At 64.0% G+C, this 15,848-nt stretch carries 17 protein-coding genes; 5 read left to right on the top strand and 12 right to left on the bottom strand.

Going from position 1 to position 15,848, the window contains the following annotated elements:
- Positions 1 to 237: 237 nt before the first annotated feature.
- On the bottom strand, positions 238 to 954 hold the full coding sequence (locus RIN61_RS17360) for a response regulator transcription factor (protein WP_313857634.1): 717 nt from the start codon (positions 952 to 954) through the stop codon (positions 238 to 240).
- A 429-nt stretch (positions 955 to 1,383) separates the two neighbouring features.
- Between RIN61_RS17360 and RIN61_RS17355 the strand changes: the two genes are divergently transcribed.
- Complete coding sequence (locus RIN61_RS17355; protein WP_215520354.1) at positions 1,384 to 2,025, top strand: TetR/AcrR family transcriptional regulator; 642 nt, start codon at positions 1,384 to 1,386, stop codon at positions 2,023 to 2,025.
- 129 nt (positions 2,026 to 2,154) lie between these two features.
- Here the strand turns inward: RIN61_RS17355 and RIN61_RS17350 are convergent, their stop codons facing one another.
- Complete coding sequence (locus RIN61_RS17350) at positions 2,155 to 2,931, bottom strand: class I SAM-dependent methyltransferase (protein WP_112251006.1); 777 nt, start codon at positions 2,929 to 2,931, stop codon at positions 2,155 to 2,157.
- Positions 2,932 to 3,034: 103 nt separating this feature from the next.
- On the opposite strand from RIN61_RS17350, the gene RIN61_RS17345 reads away from it, so the two are divergent.
- Entirely contained in the window at positions 3,035 to 3,655 is a 621-nt protein-coding gene (locus tag RIN61_RS17345) for an energy transducer TonB (protein ID WP_112251004.1), read from the top strand.
- Positions 3,656 to 3,667: 12 nt separating this feature from the next.
- Here RIN61_RS17345 and RIN61_RS17340 read toward each other — a convergent pair whose 3' ends face one another.
- The 7 genes from RIN61_RS17340 to ppc all read right to left on the bottom strand — a co-directional run bounded on the left by RIN61_RS17340 (position 3,668) and on the right by ppc (position 11,006).
- On the bottom strand, positions 3,668 to 4,357 hold the full coding sequence (locus RIN61_RS17340) for an extensin-like domain-containing protein (RefSeq protein ID WP_207877148.1): 690 nt from the start codon (positions 4,355 to 4,357) through the stop codon (positions 3,668 to 3,670).
- The gene (locus RIN61_RS17335; RefSeq protein WP_112251000.1) at positions 4,357 to 5,187 is read right to left on the bottom strand and encodes an isocitrate lyase/PEP mutase family protein; all 831 of its coding nucleotides are present in this window, start codon (positions 5,185 to 5,187) and stop codon (positions 4,357 to 4,359) included. The genes RIN61_RS17340 and RIN61_RS17335 overlap by 1 nt, the downstream gene beginning before the upstream one ends.
- Positions 5,188 to 5,215: 28 nt before the next feature.
- Positions 5,216 to 6,085, bottom strand: a complete 870-nt coding sequence (locus RIN61_RS17330) for a DUF72 domain-containing protein (protein WP_313853078.1) — start codon at positions 6,083 to 6,085, stop codon at positions 5,216 to 5,218.
- Positions 6,086 to 6,088: 3 nt separating this feature from the next.
- The gene (locus RIN61_RS17325) at positions 6,089 to 6,379 is read right to left on the bottom strand and encodes a hypothetical protein (RefSeq protein WP_112250996.1); all 291 of its coding nucleotides are present in this window, start codon (positions 6,377 to 6,379) and stop codon (positions 6,089 to 6,091) included.
- Positions 6,380 to 6,510: 131 nt separating this feature from the next.
- Complete coding sequence (gene tsaB, locus RIN61_RS17320; protein ID WP_112250994.1) at positions 6,511 to 7,185, bottom strand: tRNA (adenosine(37)-N6)-threonylcarbamoyltransferase complex dimerization subunit type 1 TsaB; 675 nt, start codon at positions 7,183 to 7,185, stop codon at positions 6,511 to 6,513.
- Between the two features lie 284 nt (positions 7,186 to 7,469).
- On the bottom strand, positions 7,470 to 8,120 hold the full coding sequence (gene adk, locus RIN61_RS17315; RefSeq protein ID WP_112250993.1) for an adenylate kinase: 651 nt from the start codon (positions 8,118 to 8,120) through the stop codon (positions 7,470 to 7,472).
- Positions 8,121 to 8,378: 258 nt separating this feature from the next.
- Positions 8,379 to 11,006, bottom strand: a complete 2,628-nt coding sequence (gene ppc / locus RIN61_RS17310) for a phosphoenolpyruvate carboxylase (RefSeq protein WP_313853074.1) — start codon at positions 11,004 to 11,006, stop codon at positions 8,379 to 8,381.
- A 282-nt stretch (positions 11,007 to 11,288) separates the two neighbouring features.
- Here ppc and RIN61_RS17305 point away from each other — a divergent pair, with 282 nt between their 5' ends.
- From RIN61_RS17305 to RIN61_RS17295, 3 genes are all read left to right on the top strand, one after another.
- A complete protein-coding gene (locus RIN61_RS17305) occupies positions 11,289 to 11,633 on the top strand; it encodes a pilin assembly protein (protein WP_207877154.1) in 345 nt (114 codons plus the stop codon).
- Between the two features lie 276 nt (positions 11,634 to 11,909).
- A complete protein-coding gene (locus RIN61_RS17300) occupies positions 11,910 to 12,323 on the top strand; it encodes a DUF4398 domain-containing protein (RefSeq protein WP_112250987.1) in 414 nt (137 codons plus the stop codon).
- Between the two features lie 50 nt (positions 12,324 to 12,373).
- Positions 12,374 to 13,165, top strand: a complete 792-nt coding sequence (locus tag RIN61_RS17295) for a lipotoxin F family OmpA-related lipoprotein LptF (protein WP_133970510.1) — start codon at positions 12,374 to 12,376, stop codon at positions 13,163 to 13,165.
- Positions 13,166 to 13,331: 166 nt separating this feature from the next.
- Here the strand turns inward: RIN61_RS17295 and RIN61_RS17290 are convergent, their stop codons facing one another.
- The 3 genes from RIN61_RS17290 to RIN61_RS17280 are packed head-to-tail and all read right to left on the bottom strand — an operon-like array spanning position 13,332 to position 15,827.
- Entirely contained in the window at positions 13,332 to 13,658 is a 327-nt protein-coding gene (locus RIN61_RS17290; RefSeq protein WP_215520351.1) for a PA3694 family proteiin, read from the bottom strand.
- Positions 13,655 to 14,578, bottom strand: coding sequence for an alpha/beta hydrolase (locus RIN61_RS17285; protein WP_112250982.1), 924 nt, complete (start codon positions 14,576 to 14,578; stop codon positions 13,655 to 13,657). Before RIN61_RS17285 ends, RIN61_RS17290 begins: the two co-directional genes overlap by 4 nt.
- Positions 14,550 to 15,827, bottom strand: a complete 1,278-nt coding sequence (locus RIN61_RS17280; protein WP_085601946.1) for a flavohemoglobin expression-modulating QEGLA motif protein — start codon at positions 15,825 to 15,827, stop codon at positions 14,550 to 14,552. Before RIN61_RS17280 ends, RIN61_RS17285 begins: the two co-directional genes overlap by 29 nt.
- Positions 15,828 to 15,848: the final 21 nt, after the last annotated feature.

Here is a 15,848-nt window from a genome sequence, read left to right as displayed (position 1 = left end):
GCGTAATGCCAGTCTGTTAAGCGATTTGGGGCCGCTTTGCGACCCATCGCCGGCAAGCCGGCTCCCACAGGTAGGGCGCAGACCTCAAGATTTTCGCGGTCCCTGTGGGAGCCCGGCTTGCCGGCGATGGGCTGCGCAGCAGCCCCAATGACGCTAACTGACTGGCATTACCTTCGCAGCGTGTTCTTTTGCAGGATAGGAGAAGCTTCGCCCCCAAAGGCCCTGGCCACTGGGTATTCAGTCCATCTCCCCCAATGTGGACGCAGGCGGCTCTTCGCCACCGATGAGTCCGTGACGCACCGCATACATCAGCAAGTCGATGCGGTTGGTGAGGTTGAGCTTCTGATAGATGCTGCTGAGGTGATTGTGCACGGTGTGCTCGCTGATACCCAGGCGCCCGGCAATGCACAGGTACTTGGCGGACGGGTCACCAACGATGGCGCGAACGAGTTCCCGCTCGCGCAACGTCAGCCGTGCATGTTTCGCCTGCGCCGGATTGCACCTGAACGGTATATGCCTGGCCGAGGCATAATCGGAAAGCCCACTGACCCAGGCTCTGTCCAGCCCGATGTCGCAATGGTGGACTTTGATGATGGCCTGGATAATCGACTCCGTTGAGTCCTCGGCCAGCACGATGCCAAGCGCGCCCGCCTCGATGGCCAGTGCAACGGGGACGGTCTCGTACCCCCCCTTGAGCACCAGCACTTTCATGCCGCCAGTGCGCGCGAGTTCGGCAACTACCTCGAGCGGGTCCAGCGCATCTGGAAAAAAGCTGAAGAAAATGACATCTGGCCGCAATTGATCGGCAAGATCCAGCGCATGGGTATAGGTGGTGGCCTGGCCACTCACTTCCATACGGGGTTTTCTGGCATCAATCAGATCGCGAAGCCCCAAGAGCACCAGTGGCCGACAATCGATTAGCATCACGCGTATGATTTTTACGGGGTCCGGCATCATCTTCCTGCCTCCCATGAAAAACGCTCCCTGTCCTCCCCTTGTAAGCCTTATCCTACAGGCCCTTCAGCGGAGTCTAGGCCAGCGAAGCGCAATGGCAGGCCCTTGCGGCATAAGTCAGCGACTCGATGCCCATGTGGATCGGAGCCTCACTTATCGAGCTCTGGACTTGAAAATCAAGGTCTTGGACTTGGCAACCCGTCCCCTTTGGCGCATTTCTGCCTTGGACGAAAAGTCAATTAAACGACGAATGGCGCGAACTTACGAACGCTGAAATTAGTCCGTCAATTTATCGACACGCATTAGGCTTTTGTCGCACTCGATCTCCTACCTCACTGTCGATCAGCTTTTCGCTGACAAACAGCAGGTTTTGCCCGCAGGTTTAGCCGGATGGCGCCTGACCCGTTAAGATGTTGTTTCTTCAACCAGATGCAGACCACAATGTCCAACGACGCCCCCATCGGCCCGGGCCGGCCCAAGGATCTGGCCAAGCGCGAGGCGATTCTCGAAGCGGCCAAGGCCCTGTTCCTCAGCCTTGGCTACGCCAACACCAGCATGGATGCGGTCGCTGCGGCGGCAGGTGTTTCGAAGCTTACTGTGTACAGCCACTTCACCGACAAGCAGACGCTGTTCTGCTCGGCGGTGATGGCCACCTGTCAGATCCAGTTGCCTGACCTGCTGTTCGAGTACCCCGACGGGGCGCCGGTGGAGGAGGTACTGCTGACAATCGCCCGTGGTTTCCAGGCGCTGATCAGCAGCGACGAAGCAGTCAAGCTGTGCCGCCTGATCATGGCCCAGGGCAGCCTCGACCCGAGCTTTGGCGAGTACTTCTACGAAGCCGGGCCCAAGCGCGTGCTAGCGGGGATGGAAGCTTTGCTGCGCGGGGCGCACGAGCGCGGGCTGCTGCGCATCGACAACCCGCTGCGTGCGGCGGAGCACTTCTTCTGCCTGGTCAAGGGCGCACCGGATTACCGCTTGCTGCTGGGGTGCGCGGGGCCGCTGGAGGGGGATGAGGCCGAGGCACATGTGCGCGAGGTGGTCAGGGTGTTCATGCGGGCGTTCCAGCCCTGATATCTGGATGCCTGTGCGGGCCTCTTCGCGGGTAAACCCGCTCCCACAAGTGCTGCACAAACTTCAGGATCACATCGATCCTGTGGGAGCGGGTTTACCCGCGAAGAGGCCCGCACAGGCATAGCCAAATCAGGCCTTGAGCGCCTTCTTCGGATAAATGTCATACCGGCTCGATTTGCCCTCCAGGCTGTGACTCGGCTTGGGCCCATCGATGATCGGCGCCTTGCGCGGTCGCTTCACCACCACCCGGTGGCTGGCCAACGCCAGCGCAGCTTCGAGCAACGCCGGGGCGTCCAGGTCATCACCGACCAAGGGCCGGAACACACGCATTTCCTTTTTCACCAGTGCGCTCTTGTCGCGGTGCGGGAACATCGGGTCGAGGTAAATGACCTGCGGGGCTTCGCCTTCCCAGGCACGCATACGCTCGATGGCGTTGCCGGTCAGCAGGCGCATGCGCCCGACAATCGGCCCCACTTCTTCATCCACGCGGGCCCGCGCCAGGCCATCTTCCAGCAACGCGGCAATCAGCGGCTGGCGCTCGATGAGGGTCATCTGGCAGCCCAGGCTGGCCAGCACGAACGCATCCTTGCCCAGCCCCGCCGTGGCATCCAGCACCTGCGGTCGCACCCCCTGAGCGATGCCCACCGCCTTGGCAATCATCTGCCCGTTGCCGCCGCCAAACTGGCGCCGGTGCGCGGCCTGGCCTTCGACGAAGTCCACCCGCACCGGCCCCGGGGCCTGCGGGCCCAGTTGCTGGATCTGCAAACCATCAACGCCCACCTGCACGGCAAACCCGGCAGCGTCGTCCTGCAGCGGCAACTCAAGGCGCTGTGCCCACGCAGCGGCTTGCGCCTCGAATTCAGCCGACAGCGCCTCGACCCGGATACCTGTGCCCTGCTCTTCCATCATTCACACCTAGAAATTGAACCCAGCCACTAATGTATCGGCCCTCGCAGCCGATACAGGCAATATCCCGCTATTCTGCCAGAGCACAACGCGCGCGACTGCCATGTCAGATACTCTTCCCATCGGCTTGACCTACCTGTCGCCTGTCGGCAACTACAGTCAGCACAACACCCAGGCACTCGGGGGCGTTAGCCACCTGTGGCAGGATTTCTTTGCCCGGGCCATGGCTGAGCAGCAGGAAGAGCCGGTAGACAGCGTCAGCCAGTCGTTCGTGCAATACGACCAGAGCAGCGGCGAGCCGATCGGCGGCGCCCGCGCGCTGGCCCTGATCGACGCACAGCGTGCCTGCCCGGTACACGACACCGAGGTGGCACCGCCCGAGCCCCTGTTCCTGCCCAAGGCAGAACTCGAAGCCAATCTGCTGCCGCCCGCCCCCGAGCCGTTCAGCGCAATCGAGCTGATCGAGCAGCAGCGCCAACTCGATATCAGCAACAGCTGGCTTCGCCCGGTGGTGATGAGCCAGGGTCACCCCATTGCCGAACCCGGCCCCGGCCCTACCCCGCGCTCGCTGTTCCTGCCGATCGCCGAGTTCGAGACCAACCTGCTGGAGCCGGCCCCCGAGCCGTTCGACACCCCTACTTTGGCCAAGCAACAGAACGAGCTGGAGTTCGACATTCACTGGGCACGCCCGGTGGTGCTGAACAACGTGCGCGCCCACGCCTGACCGCGCCCACGCTCAGCGACAGATCTGCCAGCGGCCCATGTCCACATGAAAGTGGTTGTGATGTGCAGCGTTGTAGTCTGGCCCCAGTACCGTGCTGAAACTGTCGCAGGCCGCCTGCTGCACCTGACGAAGGAACTCCGCCTTCTGCCCACCCGCCTGCCAGTCCTGCGCAAGGACGATACGCTGGCCGTCTTGCAGGCGAAAGCCGCTGATGTCCAGGGCATCGGCCGTGGCGTGCTGGCTCAGGCGCCCCTGCTTGCGATGGTAGACATTGCGGCAGGCAAAACTGCCCAGGTGGTCGACCTGCGTCACCGGCTGCCCCAACACCCGTTGCGCCACAGGCTGCAGGCCATGGTTTTCGAACAGTGCATACGCCACTGCCAACGGACAACTGGCCAGGAAGCTGCTGCCAAGCCGAGCATGACCACCGTCGATGCGCCATACGTTGCGCAATGGGCAGTCGGCAGAAGCCGAACTGTCGGCTTGCGCCCGGTAGCGCAACTGACTGGTTTGAAGTGCCAGGCGACACAGCGCCGGGTCATCGCGAAGGCGGGACAGCTTGTAAGGGGTCAACAGATTGGGGGGCTGACGCACGTCCAGCGGCGCCCATGGGTTCCACGCGGCGGGCAGACGCCAACCCAGCTGCCAGGCCAGCCCGGCAATCAACGACAGGCCGGCCAGCAACGCCAGCACGGCCCTCATCAGCGGCGGTACAGGTCGTTGAGTTGGGCGAACGGCAGCGCCTGCTCACCGTAGCCGAAGGTGCCCTCATCGCGAATCTCCAGCGCAGCCCGGTGGAAGGCCCCCAATGCGGCACGGGCAAGCGATGAGCCGACACTGATGCGGCGCACGCCCAGGTCCTGCAACTGGTTGACGCTCAACGGCACGCCCGCCATGCCCATCAGCACATTCACCGGCCGTGGCGCGACGGCCTGCACCACCGCGCGGATTTCCTCGACAGTACGCAGCCCGGGCGCGTAGAGCACATCGGCACCGGCTTCGGCATAGGCCTGCAGGCGCCGGATGGTGTCGTCCAGGTCCATGCGCCCATGCAACAGGTTCTCTGCCCGGGCGCACAGGGTGAACGGGAACGGCAGGCTGCGCGCCGCTTGCACGGCTGCGCGCACACGCTCTACTGCCAGCCCGAAATCATAGATCGGCGTATCGCTGCGACCACTGGCATCCTCGATAGAGCCCCCCACCAAGCCGGCTTCGGCGGCCCGCAGAATGGTCTGTCCGCAATCTTCGGGCAGGTCGCCAAAGCCGTTTTCCAGGTCGGCGGCCACCGGCAACGGGGTGGCATCGACGATCTCGCCGGCATTATCAAGGGTATCCTCCAGGCTCAAGGCGCCTTCGGCGTCCGGCCGGCCCAGGCTGAAGGCCAGGCCTGCACTGGTGGTAGCCAGCGCCTCGAAGCCCAGGCTGGCCAGCAACTTGGCCGAGCCGGCATCCCACGGGTTGGGGATGACGAAGGCGCTGTCGCGCTCGTGCAGGGCCTTGAAGGCTTCGGCTCGCAGGGTTTGCACATCCATGGTTAAACCTCCGGCAGTCAGGGAAAGGTCAGAGTAGCCCCAGTTGTTCGACCTCGGGGGTGCGCGGCAATTCCGGCAACGCGGCAAGGCCCGGCAGCCGCTGCATCAGGCGTTGGTGAAAGCGCTGGGCCAACGCCGCGGCCAGGCGGTTGTCCGAGGTGTGCAGGAAGATGTAGGGGTTGCGGCCTTCCTCGATCCAGGCGGCGATCTTGTCCACCCAAGGGGTAAGAAAGGCCTCGTTGGCCTCCAGCTGCGGGTGGCCGATGAAACGCACCTGCGGGTGCTGGCTGAAGGCTGCCGGGCGTGGCGGTACCTTGGGCTTCTTCGCTTGCGCATGCAGCACGGCGGCGTCACGAGAGGTACAGCTGAACAAGGCGCGCGGGTCGAGGCAGATACGTTCCACGCCGCGCTCATGCAGCAAGCGGTTGAGCAACCGCTCCTCTTCTCCCTTGGCGAAAAAGGCCTGGTTACGCACCTCCACTGCTACCGGCACCCCGACTTCGTCAAGGAAGTGGCAAAGCTCGCCCAGCCGTGCGGGGCTGAACTGGGCCGGCAACTGCAGCCAGTACGGCGCTACGCGCTGGCCCAGCGGGGCCATCAGGCGGGTGAAGTCAAAGGCCGGCTCCAGCTGATCGCGCAGGTCGCCTTCATGGCTGATGTCTCGCGGGAACTTGGCAGTGAAGCGAAAGTGTTCGGGCATGATCTGCGCCCAGCGCGCAATGGTGCCGGGTGCAGGACGTGCGTAGAAAGTGGTATTGCCCTCGACGGCGTTGAATACCTGGCTGTAGTAGCCGAGCATTTCACTGCTGTTGGCGTCGGCGGGATACAGGTAGCCGCGCCAGGCGTTTTCACTCCATGACGGACAACCGAGAAAATAAGGCAGTGGTGATGGACTCATCCACTAAATGTACAGGTCGAGCCCCAGTACTTCCATGTCCCAGTCGGTAAAACCGGCGGTGCTCAGGTAGCTGGCTAATGCGGTAGCGGTGCGGCGGTCACGGGCGCGGGGGAAGATCATGTCCTGCTGGCGGGCTGGCAAGCCACCGCTGCGACGGCGGGCGGTGGCTTCCTGAGGGGCGCTCTCGACCTCCTCGATCACCTCGGCATCATCGATGGCCTCGTCACGCACCGCTGCCTTGCGCGGCGTGCGCTTGATCGGATAGGACTGCGATGAGAAACCGTCGATACGCATGGAATGAGCACTCAGGACCAATGATGGCAATTTAGCAGCATCAGGAGTCCATCGCTAATGCTCGAGTGATAACTGGACCACAGATCGCGCAAAAGGTTTTAGTGTCATCGGCGATAACCGACAAGCAGCACTCAGCGCTTCTTGGGTGTGGCTACATTATCGCGCAGGTACACCGGTTGCGCCTGTTCGGCAACGATTGCCTCGCCGCGTGCCCAGGCAAAGCTGGCCAGGGCGAGAATGTCCAGAGCGTTGGGCAAGGCACTGGCATTACTGGCGGCCACCTGCACCGCCAAGCGCTCGGCATAGCCCCAACCGGTACCGGCACCGAACCACTCGCCAGTGCTACCCGCCGGCAGCGCCACCTGCTCGGGCGGCAGCACTGCCTCCTGGCCGACCAGGCGCATTTCACCTTCGGTGGCCTGGTAGCAGCCCCAATAGACTTCATCCATGCGCGCATCAATGGCAGCCGCCACTTGCTGCACACCCTGTTCGCGCAGCGCGCCCTGTGCCAGTGCGGCCAGGTTGGACACCGGCAAAACCGGGCGCTCCAGGGCGAAGGCCAGGCCCTGGACCACACCGATGGCAATGCGCACGCCGGTGAACGCGCCCGGGCCACGGCCAAAGGCGATGGCATCCAGCGCATTCAGCGCCACGCCGGACTCGGCCAGCAGCTGCTTGATCATCGGCAGCAGCTTCTGGGCATGCATGCGCGGGATCACCTCGTAATGGCTGGTTACCTTGCCGTCATGCAGCAGTGCGACGGAACAGGCTTCGGTGGCGGTATCCAGGGCCAGGAGGGTGGTCATCGAACGGGTATCCAGGTACTAGGGGGAAAAGAGCGGCAGTATAGAGCAGCTGCGGCGTTGTGTCCCTAAGGGGCAGCTGTACGGCCCCTTGACGCGGTCTCTGTGGGAGCGGCCTTGTGTCGCGATGGGGCGCGCAGCGGCCCCACATTTTCAGCTTCGCCGCGAAGATTGCCGGGGCTGCTCCGCAGCCCTTTCGCGACGCAAGGCCGCTCCCACAGGGACCGCGCCCCACAAACGACAACGGCCCGCAAGCGGGCCGTTGTCGAGGTGCGTCAGGCGCTGGATCAGCTCAGGGCTGCCAGGACCTTGGCGGTGATGGCTTCGACCGAGCCGACGCCTTCGATGTGGCTGTACTTCGGCTTGCCGCCATTGGCAGCCGACAGCTTCTGGTAGAAGTCCACCAGCGGCTTGGTCTGGCTGTGGTAGACCGACAGGCGATGGCGAACGGTTTCTTCCTTGTCGTCATCACGCTGGATCAGGTCTTCACCTGTCTCGTCGTCCTTGCCTTCCACTTTCGGCGGGTTGTACTGAACGTGGTAGGTGCGGCCCGAGGCCAGGTGCACGCGGCGGCCAGCCATGCGACCGACGATTTCCTCGTCGTCCACGGCGATTTCCACGACGGCGTCGATGTCGACACCGGCCGCGACCATGGCTTCGGCTTGCGGGATGGTGCGTGGGAAGCCGTCGAACAGGCAGCCCTTGGCGCAATCAGGCTGGGCGATGCGCTCCTTGACCAGGCTGATGATCAACTCGTCGGAGACCAGCTGGCCGGCATCCATGACTTTTTTCAGTTCCAGGCCCAGCGGGGTACCGGCCTTGACGGCGGCACGCAGCATGTCACCGGTGGAAATCTGGGGGATACCGAACTTTTCGGTGATGAACTTTGCCTGAGTACCTTTACCGGCCCCGGGAGCTCCCAGCAGAATTACGCGCATCTCGTGCTCCTCAAATTTTTTTATGAAATTCAATGGATTCGGCAACCAGGGCCAAGTCCGGAAAAATCGGGTATGACCATAAATCGGTCAGAAGGCTGCTCAAGATACACAGCGCCCGGCAGCCAGACAAGCGTCCCAAAGTTGCAGGAATGCGCCACCTAAGGCTGGCCTGGCAGGTGGTTGCGCCAGGCGCAACCACCCTCTTCGTCCACCTGCATGCCCGGCACAGCACTCGCCCGGGACGCTTCGGGCCTACCCTCACCCAGTGTTGCGCAGGCCGGCGGCAATACCCGCCACAGTGACCAGCAAGGCCTGCTCCAACGGGCTGTCCAGAGCGGCTTCGCGGCTGCGCGAACGGGCCAGCAACTCGGCCTGCAGGCGGTGCAACGGGTCCAGGTAGGTGTTGCGCAGGCTGATGAATTCCAGCGTCTCGGGGCTGTGCGCCAGTAGCACCGGCTGCCCGGTAAGGCCCAGCACCACCTGGCACGACTGCGACAATAGGTCGCGCAGGTGCGCACCCAAAGGCAGCAGGTGCGGTTGCACCAGACGTTCGTCGTAGGCCTCGGCGATCTGCGCATCGGCCTTGGCCAGTACCATCTCGAGCATGTCGATGCGGGTGCGGAAGAACGGCCATTGCTCGCGCATCTGCGCCAGCAGTTCACCCTGGCCACGGGCCAGGGCATTGTTCAATGCCGTTTCCCAGCCAAGCCAGGCTGGCAGCATCAGGCGGGTCTGGGTCCAGCCGAAGATCCACGGGATGGCCCGCAGGCTTTCGATGCCACCGGCGCGGCGCTTGGCCGGGCGGCTGCCCAGCGGCAGGCGCCCCAGTTCCTGCTCCGGGGTCGACTGGCGGAAGTACTCGACAAAATCGGGGTTCTCCCGCACCACGCCGCGGTAGGCCTTGACGCCATCGGCGGCAAGCTGGTCCATCACCTCGCGCCAGGCCGGCTGCGGTGGTGGCGGTGGCAACAAGGTGGCTTCGAGCACGGCGGCCAGGTACAGGTTGAGGTTCTGCTCAGCGATGCCCGGCAAACCGAACTTGAAGCGAATCATCTCGCCCTGCTCGGTGGTGCGGAAACGCCCCGCAACCGAACCCGGCGGCTGCGACAGGATCGCTGCGTGGGCCGGGCCACCGCCACGGCCTACCGTGCCGCCACGGCCGTGGAACAGCAGCAACTCGACCTGGTGCTCGGAGCAGATACGCACCAGGTTTTCCTGCGCCCGGTACTGCGCCCAGGCCGCAGCCGTGGTACCGGCATCCTTGGCCGAATCGGAGTAGCCGATCATCACTTCCTGCGGGCCGCGCAGGTTGGCGCGGTAGCCTGGCAGGCCGAGCAGGCGTTGCATTACCGGGCCGGCATTGTCGAGGTCGGCCAGGGTCTCGAACAGCGGCACCACGCGCATGGGCCGAGTCAGGCCGGCCTCCTTCAGCAGCAGCTGCACCGCCAGCACATCCGAGGCAGCACCGGCCATGGAGATGACGTAAGAGCCCAGCGATGCGGCTGGTGCGGCGGCAATTTCCCGGCAGGTGGCCAGCACCTCGGCGGTATCAGCCTGCGGCTTGAAGTGCGCGGGCAGCAGTGGCCGGCGGTTTTTCAGCTCGGCCTGGAGGAACTCGATGCGCTGCTCTTCATCCCAGTCGGCATAACGCCCCAGGCCCAGGTAGTCGGTAATCTCGCTCAATGCATCACAGTGGCGGGCGGCGTCCTGGCGTACGTCCAGGCGGCCGAGGAACAGGCCGAAGGTCACGGCGCGGCGCAGGCAGTCAAGCAACGGGCCTTCGGCGATCACACCCATGCCGCAGGCGTGCAGGGACTGGTAGCACAGCTCCAGCGGCGCGATCAGGTCGCGGTTGTCCACCAGCACCTCGGCGCTGGCCGGCTGGCTGCTGGTCAATGCCGAATGCGCCCAGGCGCGCGTTGCGCGCAGGCGATCGCGCAGTTGCTTGAGCAGGGAACGGTAGGGTTCGGCACTGTCGCCGACCCGCTCGCGCAGGGCTTCGTCGGCCTGCTGCATGGACAACTCGGAAGCCAGCGCATCGATGTCGCGCAGGAACAGGTCGGCAGCCATCCAACGTGCCAGCAGCAGCACTTCGCGGGTGACCGCTGCGGTCACGTTGGGGTTGCCATCACGATCACCGCCCATCCACGAGGCGAAGCGGATCGGCGCCGCCTCCAATGGCAGGCGCAGGCCGGTAGCCTCCAGCAGGGCCTTGTCGACCTTGCGCAAGTGGTTGGGGATGGCGTGCCACAGCGAATGCTCGATCACCGCGAAGCCCCACTTGGCTTCGTCCACCGGCGTGGGTCGGGTGCGGCGGATTTCTTCGGTGTGCCAGGCCTCGGCGATCAGCCGGCGCAGGCGCTCGCGCACCTGCTCGCGTTCGGCCACGGTCAGGTCGCGGTGGTCCTGGGCTGCCAGTTGGCCGGCGATGGCGTCGTACTTCTGGATCAGGGTGCGGCGGGCCACCTCGGTGGGGTGCGCAGTGAGCACCAGCTGGATGTCGAGCTTGGCCAATTGCCGGGCCAGGGCATCATTACTGTGCCCGGCCTGTTTCAGGCGCGCCAGCAGCTCGGGCAGCACCCGGGCCTCGAACGGCTCGGGCTGGTCGGCGTCGCGGCGGCGGATCAACTGGTACTGCTCGGCCATGTTGGCCAGGTTGAGGAACTGGTTGAAGGCCCTGGCCACGGGCAGCAAGTCTTCATCGGCCAGGTCCGCCAGGGTCGAGCTCAGTTGCTCGCCGGCACCGCGGCGGTCGGCCTTGGCACTGTGGCGGATGTCCTCGATCTTCTGCAGGAACGCCTCGCCATGCTGCTGGCAAATGGTATCGCCGAGCAGCTCACCCAACACATGGACATCTTCACGCAAACGCACATCGATATCGGTCATTGGCCCTCTCTCCGGCGCGGCTCTGGCGCATTGCATCCCTTTACAGCCTTTACGCGATCCCCTGTGAGAGCGGGTTCACCCGCGAAGCATCCAGCGCGGCGCCTGGCACCGGCTGCGCCAGTGTTCGCGGGTGAACCCGCTCCCACAGGGGAGTGCGGTATTCGCTCCAAGAGTGCCCACAGCCAGGCGCCGATGGCAAGCCGTGATCGGCCAAAGCAAACTAAAGTGAAAGCACGAGACTCCCATGCAATGCAGCCCTTCAAGGCGTCAACAGAGGTCATCATGAAAATCCGTGAACTCGCCCAGCACTGGGAACAGAATGCCGCCGGTACCCTCAGCCCCACGGGCCATGTCCTGCACCTGGACCTTGAGTCCGAAGCGCGCCTGGCCGCGCTGATCGACATGTACCCCAAGCGCACCGCCGAGGAACTGCTCGGTGAACTGGTCGCGGCAGCCCTCGAGGAACTGGAAGCCAGCTTCCCCTATGTGCAGGGCCGCCAGGTCATCGCCACCGACGAGGAAGGCGACCCGCTGTACGAGGACATCGGCCCTACCCCGCGCTTTTTGTCACTGTCGCGACAGCATCTGCAAACTCTGAGCAACCCTGCAGCCGACAGCGAGAAGTAACCCGCCACCTCACCGTTCCGGGCCTGATAAGGCCCGGAATACCGCTGCATCCCACAAAAGTTCCAGGCCAATCGCACTGACCGATCAGTCAGAAATAGTTGTCCGCTCGGGATGATTTTTTCTGAACTATCCGAAAAACGCGTCAGTCACAGCCAATAGCCATCACGCTAAAACCCTGCACACCTGCCGTTGTGCACCGTTGAGCTGAAGCGCGCGCACGTGTCAGGGAACGAGCGATGGACTGCTACGGACAATGTCGTAAACAGGAGTGAACCAATGGAACTGACCACCAAGAACACCCGCATCTACAAACCCTCATCCACTCATGTGCGCGGGTTCAAGCTGGCAGCACTGGCCCTGGGCAGCAGTTTGGTCCTGGCCGGCTGTGCCGGCAACCCGCCCACCGAGCAGTATGCAGTCACCCAGTCCGCCGTGAACTCCGCCGTCAGCGCTGGCGGCACCGAGTTCGCCGCCGTGGAAATGAAAGCGGCCCAGGACAAGTTCAAGCAGGCCGAGATCGCCATGCACGACAAGAAGTACGACGACGCCAGGCGCCTGGCCGAACAGGCCGAATGGGACGCCCGCCTCGCCGAACGCAAAGCCCAGGCGGCCAAGGCCCAGAAGGCCGTGCAGGATGCCCGCGAGGGCGTTCAGGACGTACGTGAGGAAGGCCTGCGCAGCGCTCAGTGAGCCCTGCCCCGCCCACCTCGGCCTTCGCAAACGATCAAAGGATGAACACTATGCGCAACTACGTCATGATTCCCGCCCTGCTGGCCCTGAGCGTCGGCCTTGCTGCCTGCTCGCACGACCCTAATGCCAACCTCGAATCGGCCCGCACCAACTTCTCCTCGCTGCAGAGCGACCCGCAATCGAGCAAGGTTGCAGCGCTGGAGACCAAGGACGCCCAGGACTGGCTGAACAAGGCCGACAAGGCCTACATGGACCGTGAAGACGAGAAGAAGGTCGACCAGTTGGCCTACCTGACCAACCAGCGCGTTGAGGTGGCCAAGCAGACCATCGCCCTGCGCACCGCCGAAGGCGAACTGAAGAACGCCTCGGCCCAGCGCGCCCAGGCCAAGCTGGACGCCCGCGACGCACAGATCGCCAAGCTGCAGGACAGCCTCAACGCCAAGCAGACCGACCGCGGCACGCTGGTCACCTTTGGTGATGTGCTGTTCGACTTCAACAAGGCCGAACTCAAGAGCAACGCCTACCCGAACGTCACCAAGCTGGCGCAGTTCCTCCAGGAAAACCCGGAGCGCAAGGTGATCGTCGAGGGTTATACCGACAGCGTAGGCTCGGCCAACTACAACCAGACCCTCTCCGAGCGCCGCGCCAACAGCGTGCGCATGGCACTGGTACGTGCCGGCGTCGACCCGGCACGCATCGTCGCCCAGGGCTATGGCAAGGAGTACCCGGTAGCGGACAACTCGAGCAATTCGGGGCGTGCGCAGAACCGTCGGGTGGAGGTGACCATCTCCAACGACAACCAGCCGGTAGCGCCGCGCTCGGTGAGCCAGGTACAGCAGTAAGACTGGTTAGCTGAACTGACAAGCCCCGCGATCGAAGCGGGGCTTTCTTTTGCCTGTACTGGCCCTTTCGCGGCTGAAGCCGCTCCCACAGGGACCGCGTACAGCCCCGACCCTGTGGGAGCGGCTTCAGCCGCGAAAGGGCCAGTACAGGCAACAAGATCGAGGCTCACTGCACCTGCTGCGGGGTTTCCTCACCCATGCAACGCACCGCGCGCTTGCGGTTGTCCACCAGCACCCCTGTCAGGCCTTTCTGCTGAGTATCGAACAGCACCAGCACACCATCCACGCACTGGGCCACTTGGGCTGCCGGGTCCAGCGAGACCTTGTAGTCCTCGCCGGGGAGGGTCTTGAGCATGGTGAAGTCCTGCAGCAACAGGGCATCTTCGGGCTTGGCGAAATGTAGGTAACCGTAGTACCACAAGGCCCCAACCGTCACGATGATGCTACCGACACCAGTCAGGATCAGCGGGATGGCGTTGCGTTCTTCACTCATTGCTTGTTCTTCTCGTCAGGGTAATTGGGCACTTCGGCCAGCCGCCGCAGGCCGTTGAAATGGCTGGGGTCGTCGAGGAAGCGCAGCATCACCTGGCGCCAGGTCGGGTCGGCGAAGGTCTGCACGTGGCCGCCACGGGTAAGTTGCAGCACCCTCGGCGCTGGCGCGTGCTGGTACAGGCGGATGCCGTTGTCCATCGGCACCAGGGTGTCGTCGATGCTGTGGAAGAACAGCTTGGGCGGGCTGCTCAGTTGCTCGATCGAGCGGATCGCGCTATCGCCGTCCGGCACCAGCCACGACAGCGGCACCTGCAGCGGCCAAGTCATCCACGAGGTGCTGAGGGCAAAGCGCCCGACCGCACGGTAACTGGCCGGCACCCCATCGAACACCAGGGCACTGAAACGCTGGCGCTGCTCCGGGTGGGCCGCCAGGTAGTGAATGGCCATGGCCCCGCCAAGGCTCTGCCCCAGCAGTACCAGCGGCTTGCCCTTGACCTCCGGCGCCTGGTCCAGCCAGGCCATGGCCGCGGCGATGTCCTGGTACACCTCCGGCAGGCTCGGCTCGCCCTGCGACAGGCCATAGCCGCGGTAATCGATCATCAACACCTGGTAGCCCTGCTCCGGCAGCCAGTAGCTGCCGCCCAGGTGCCCGGGCAGGTTGCCGCCATTGCCGTGCAGGTGCAGCACCGTACCCTTGACCTCGACCCCGGCCTTGGCCGGCAACCACCAGCCATGCAGGCGGATGCCATCAGCAGTGGTCAGGGTGACATCGCGGTACTCGAGCCTGGCCCGCTCGGGCGTGAACGCCTGGCCACGCTCGGGGTAGAAGAGCAGGCTGCTGCAACCGCCCAGGCCCAGCAGGATCAAACCCAGGGCCAGCAGGCGGCAGCACTCAGAGAATGTTCGCGTAATCGGCTTCAATGCGATCCAGGCTCAGGTGGTTGAGGAAGTTGGAGAAGCACATCCAGGCCGACAGCGCGTTGAGGTCGCGGAACTGCTCGGGCAGGTACTTGGGCGGCTCGACCAGGCCTTCCTCGACCAACTGTCGCAGGGTACGCATGTCTTCCAGAGTGGTCTTGCCACAGAACAGCAACGGGATCTGTTCGAGCTTGCCCTTCTTCACGGCCAACTGAATGTAGTTGTAAACCATGATGAAGCCTTTGAGGTAGGACAAGTCCTTGGTAAATGGCAGCCCATTGGGCACCGACCCGCGGAACACGCGGCTGGCGTTGCTGTAGCTCTGCGCCATCTCGAACCCCTGTTCGCGGAAGAAGTTGTAGACCTGCATGAAATCGGCTCCCTCCTCGACCATGTGGATGGCGCGGGTGCGGTTGGTGAGCTTGCGCAGGCGGCTGGGGTAGGAGGCGAAGGCGATCACCTCCATGAGGATGGCCAGGCCTTCCTGGGTCACCGTCGACGAGGGCGGGCCCTTGGCCAGGAAGGTACAGATCGGCTGGTTCAGGCCGTTGAGCGTGGTGCCGACATGCACCAGCCCTTCGTGCACCTCCAGCGCGCGCACGTCACGGGAGTTGAACATGGCGTCGGCACGCACCTTGATGTAGTCGGCCCCGGCCGCGGCATCGGCGACGATGCCGTCGGATTCGAATACACGGATGGTTTCCTCGGCCTCGCCGAACACCTTGTTCAGCCGGTGCTGGAGGATTTCCACGGCCTCCTTGGCGGTAAGGTTTTTCGGCTCGTCCTTGAGGTCGCCACGGCCATCGATGTTGTTCAGGTAGTCCGACAGCATCAGGCCGAGGTCGGCCAGGGTCGGGTCACCAGCGTGGAAGGCATCGGAGGCAGCGCCGTACAGCTCCTGGGAGATCAGGCCGAAATCCTCGGTGCCACGCGCTTCGAGCATGCGCACCACCATGCGGTATTCGCGGCACATGCGCTTCATGATCTGCCCGACCGGGTTGAACTGGCCGAGCTGGCGAATGATGTCGCGTTCGATGCCCTGGAACTCGGCCTTGACCGCGCTGGAATCGAACGCCAGCGGGCGCGACTGGTAGTAGGCACGGTCGACGGCCGGCGGCTCCTTGCCCTTGGCCTTGAGGAAGCCCTGGCGGATGTTGTCGTCCCACTTCACCGCGTCCAGAACCCGGATCGGGGTCTGTGCCGCAACGATGCGGTCGGACAGGGCGCGGATGGTTTGCTGGTATTCGTCCACCGGGGACTCCTTTCTAGTACA

Origin of the sequence: Pseudomonas inefficax (assembly GCF_032164165.1) — a bacterium.
GTDB classification, from domain to species: domain Bacteria; phylum Pseudomonadota; class Gammaproteobacteria; order Pseudomonadales; family Pseudomonadaceae; genus Aquipseudomonas; species Aquipseudomonas inefficax.
The sequence above is the reverse complement of the archived record's forward strand: the minus strand, read 5'-3'. Positions and strand labels throughout refer to the sequence as shown.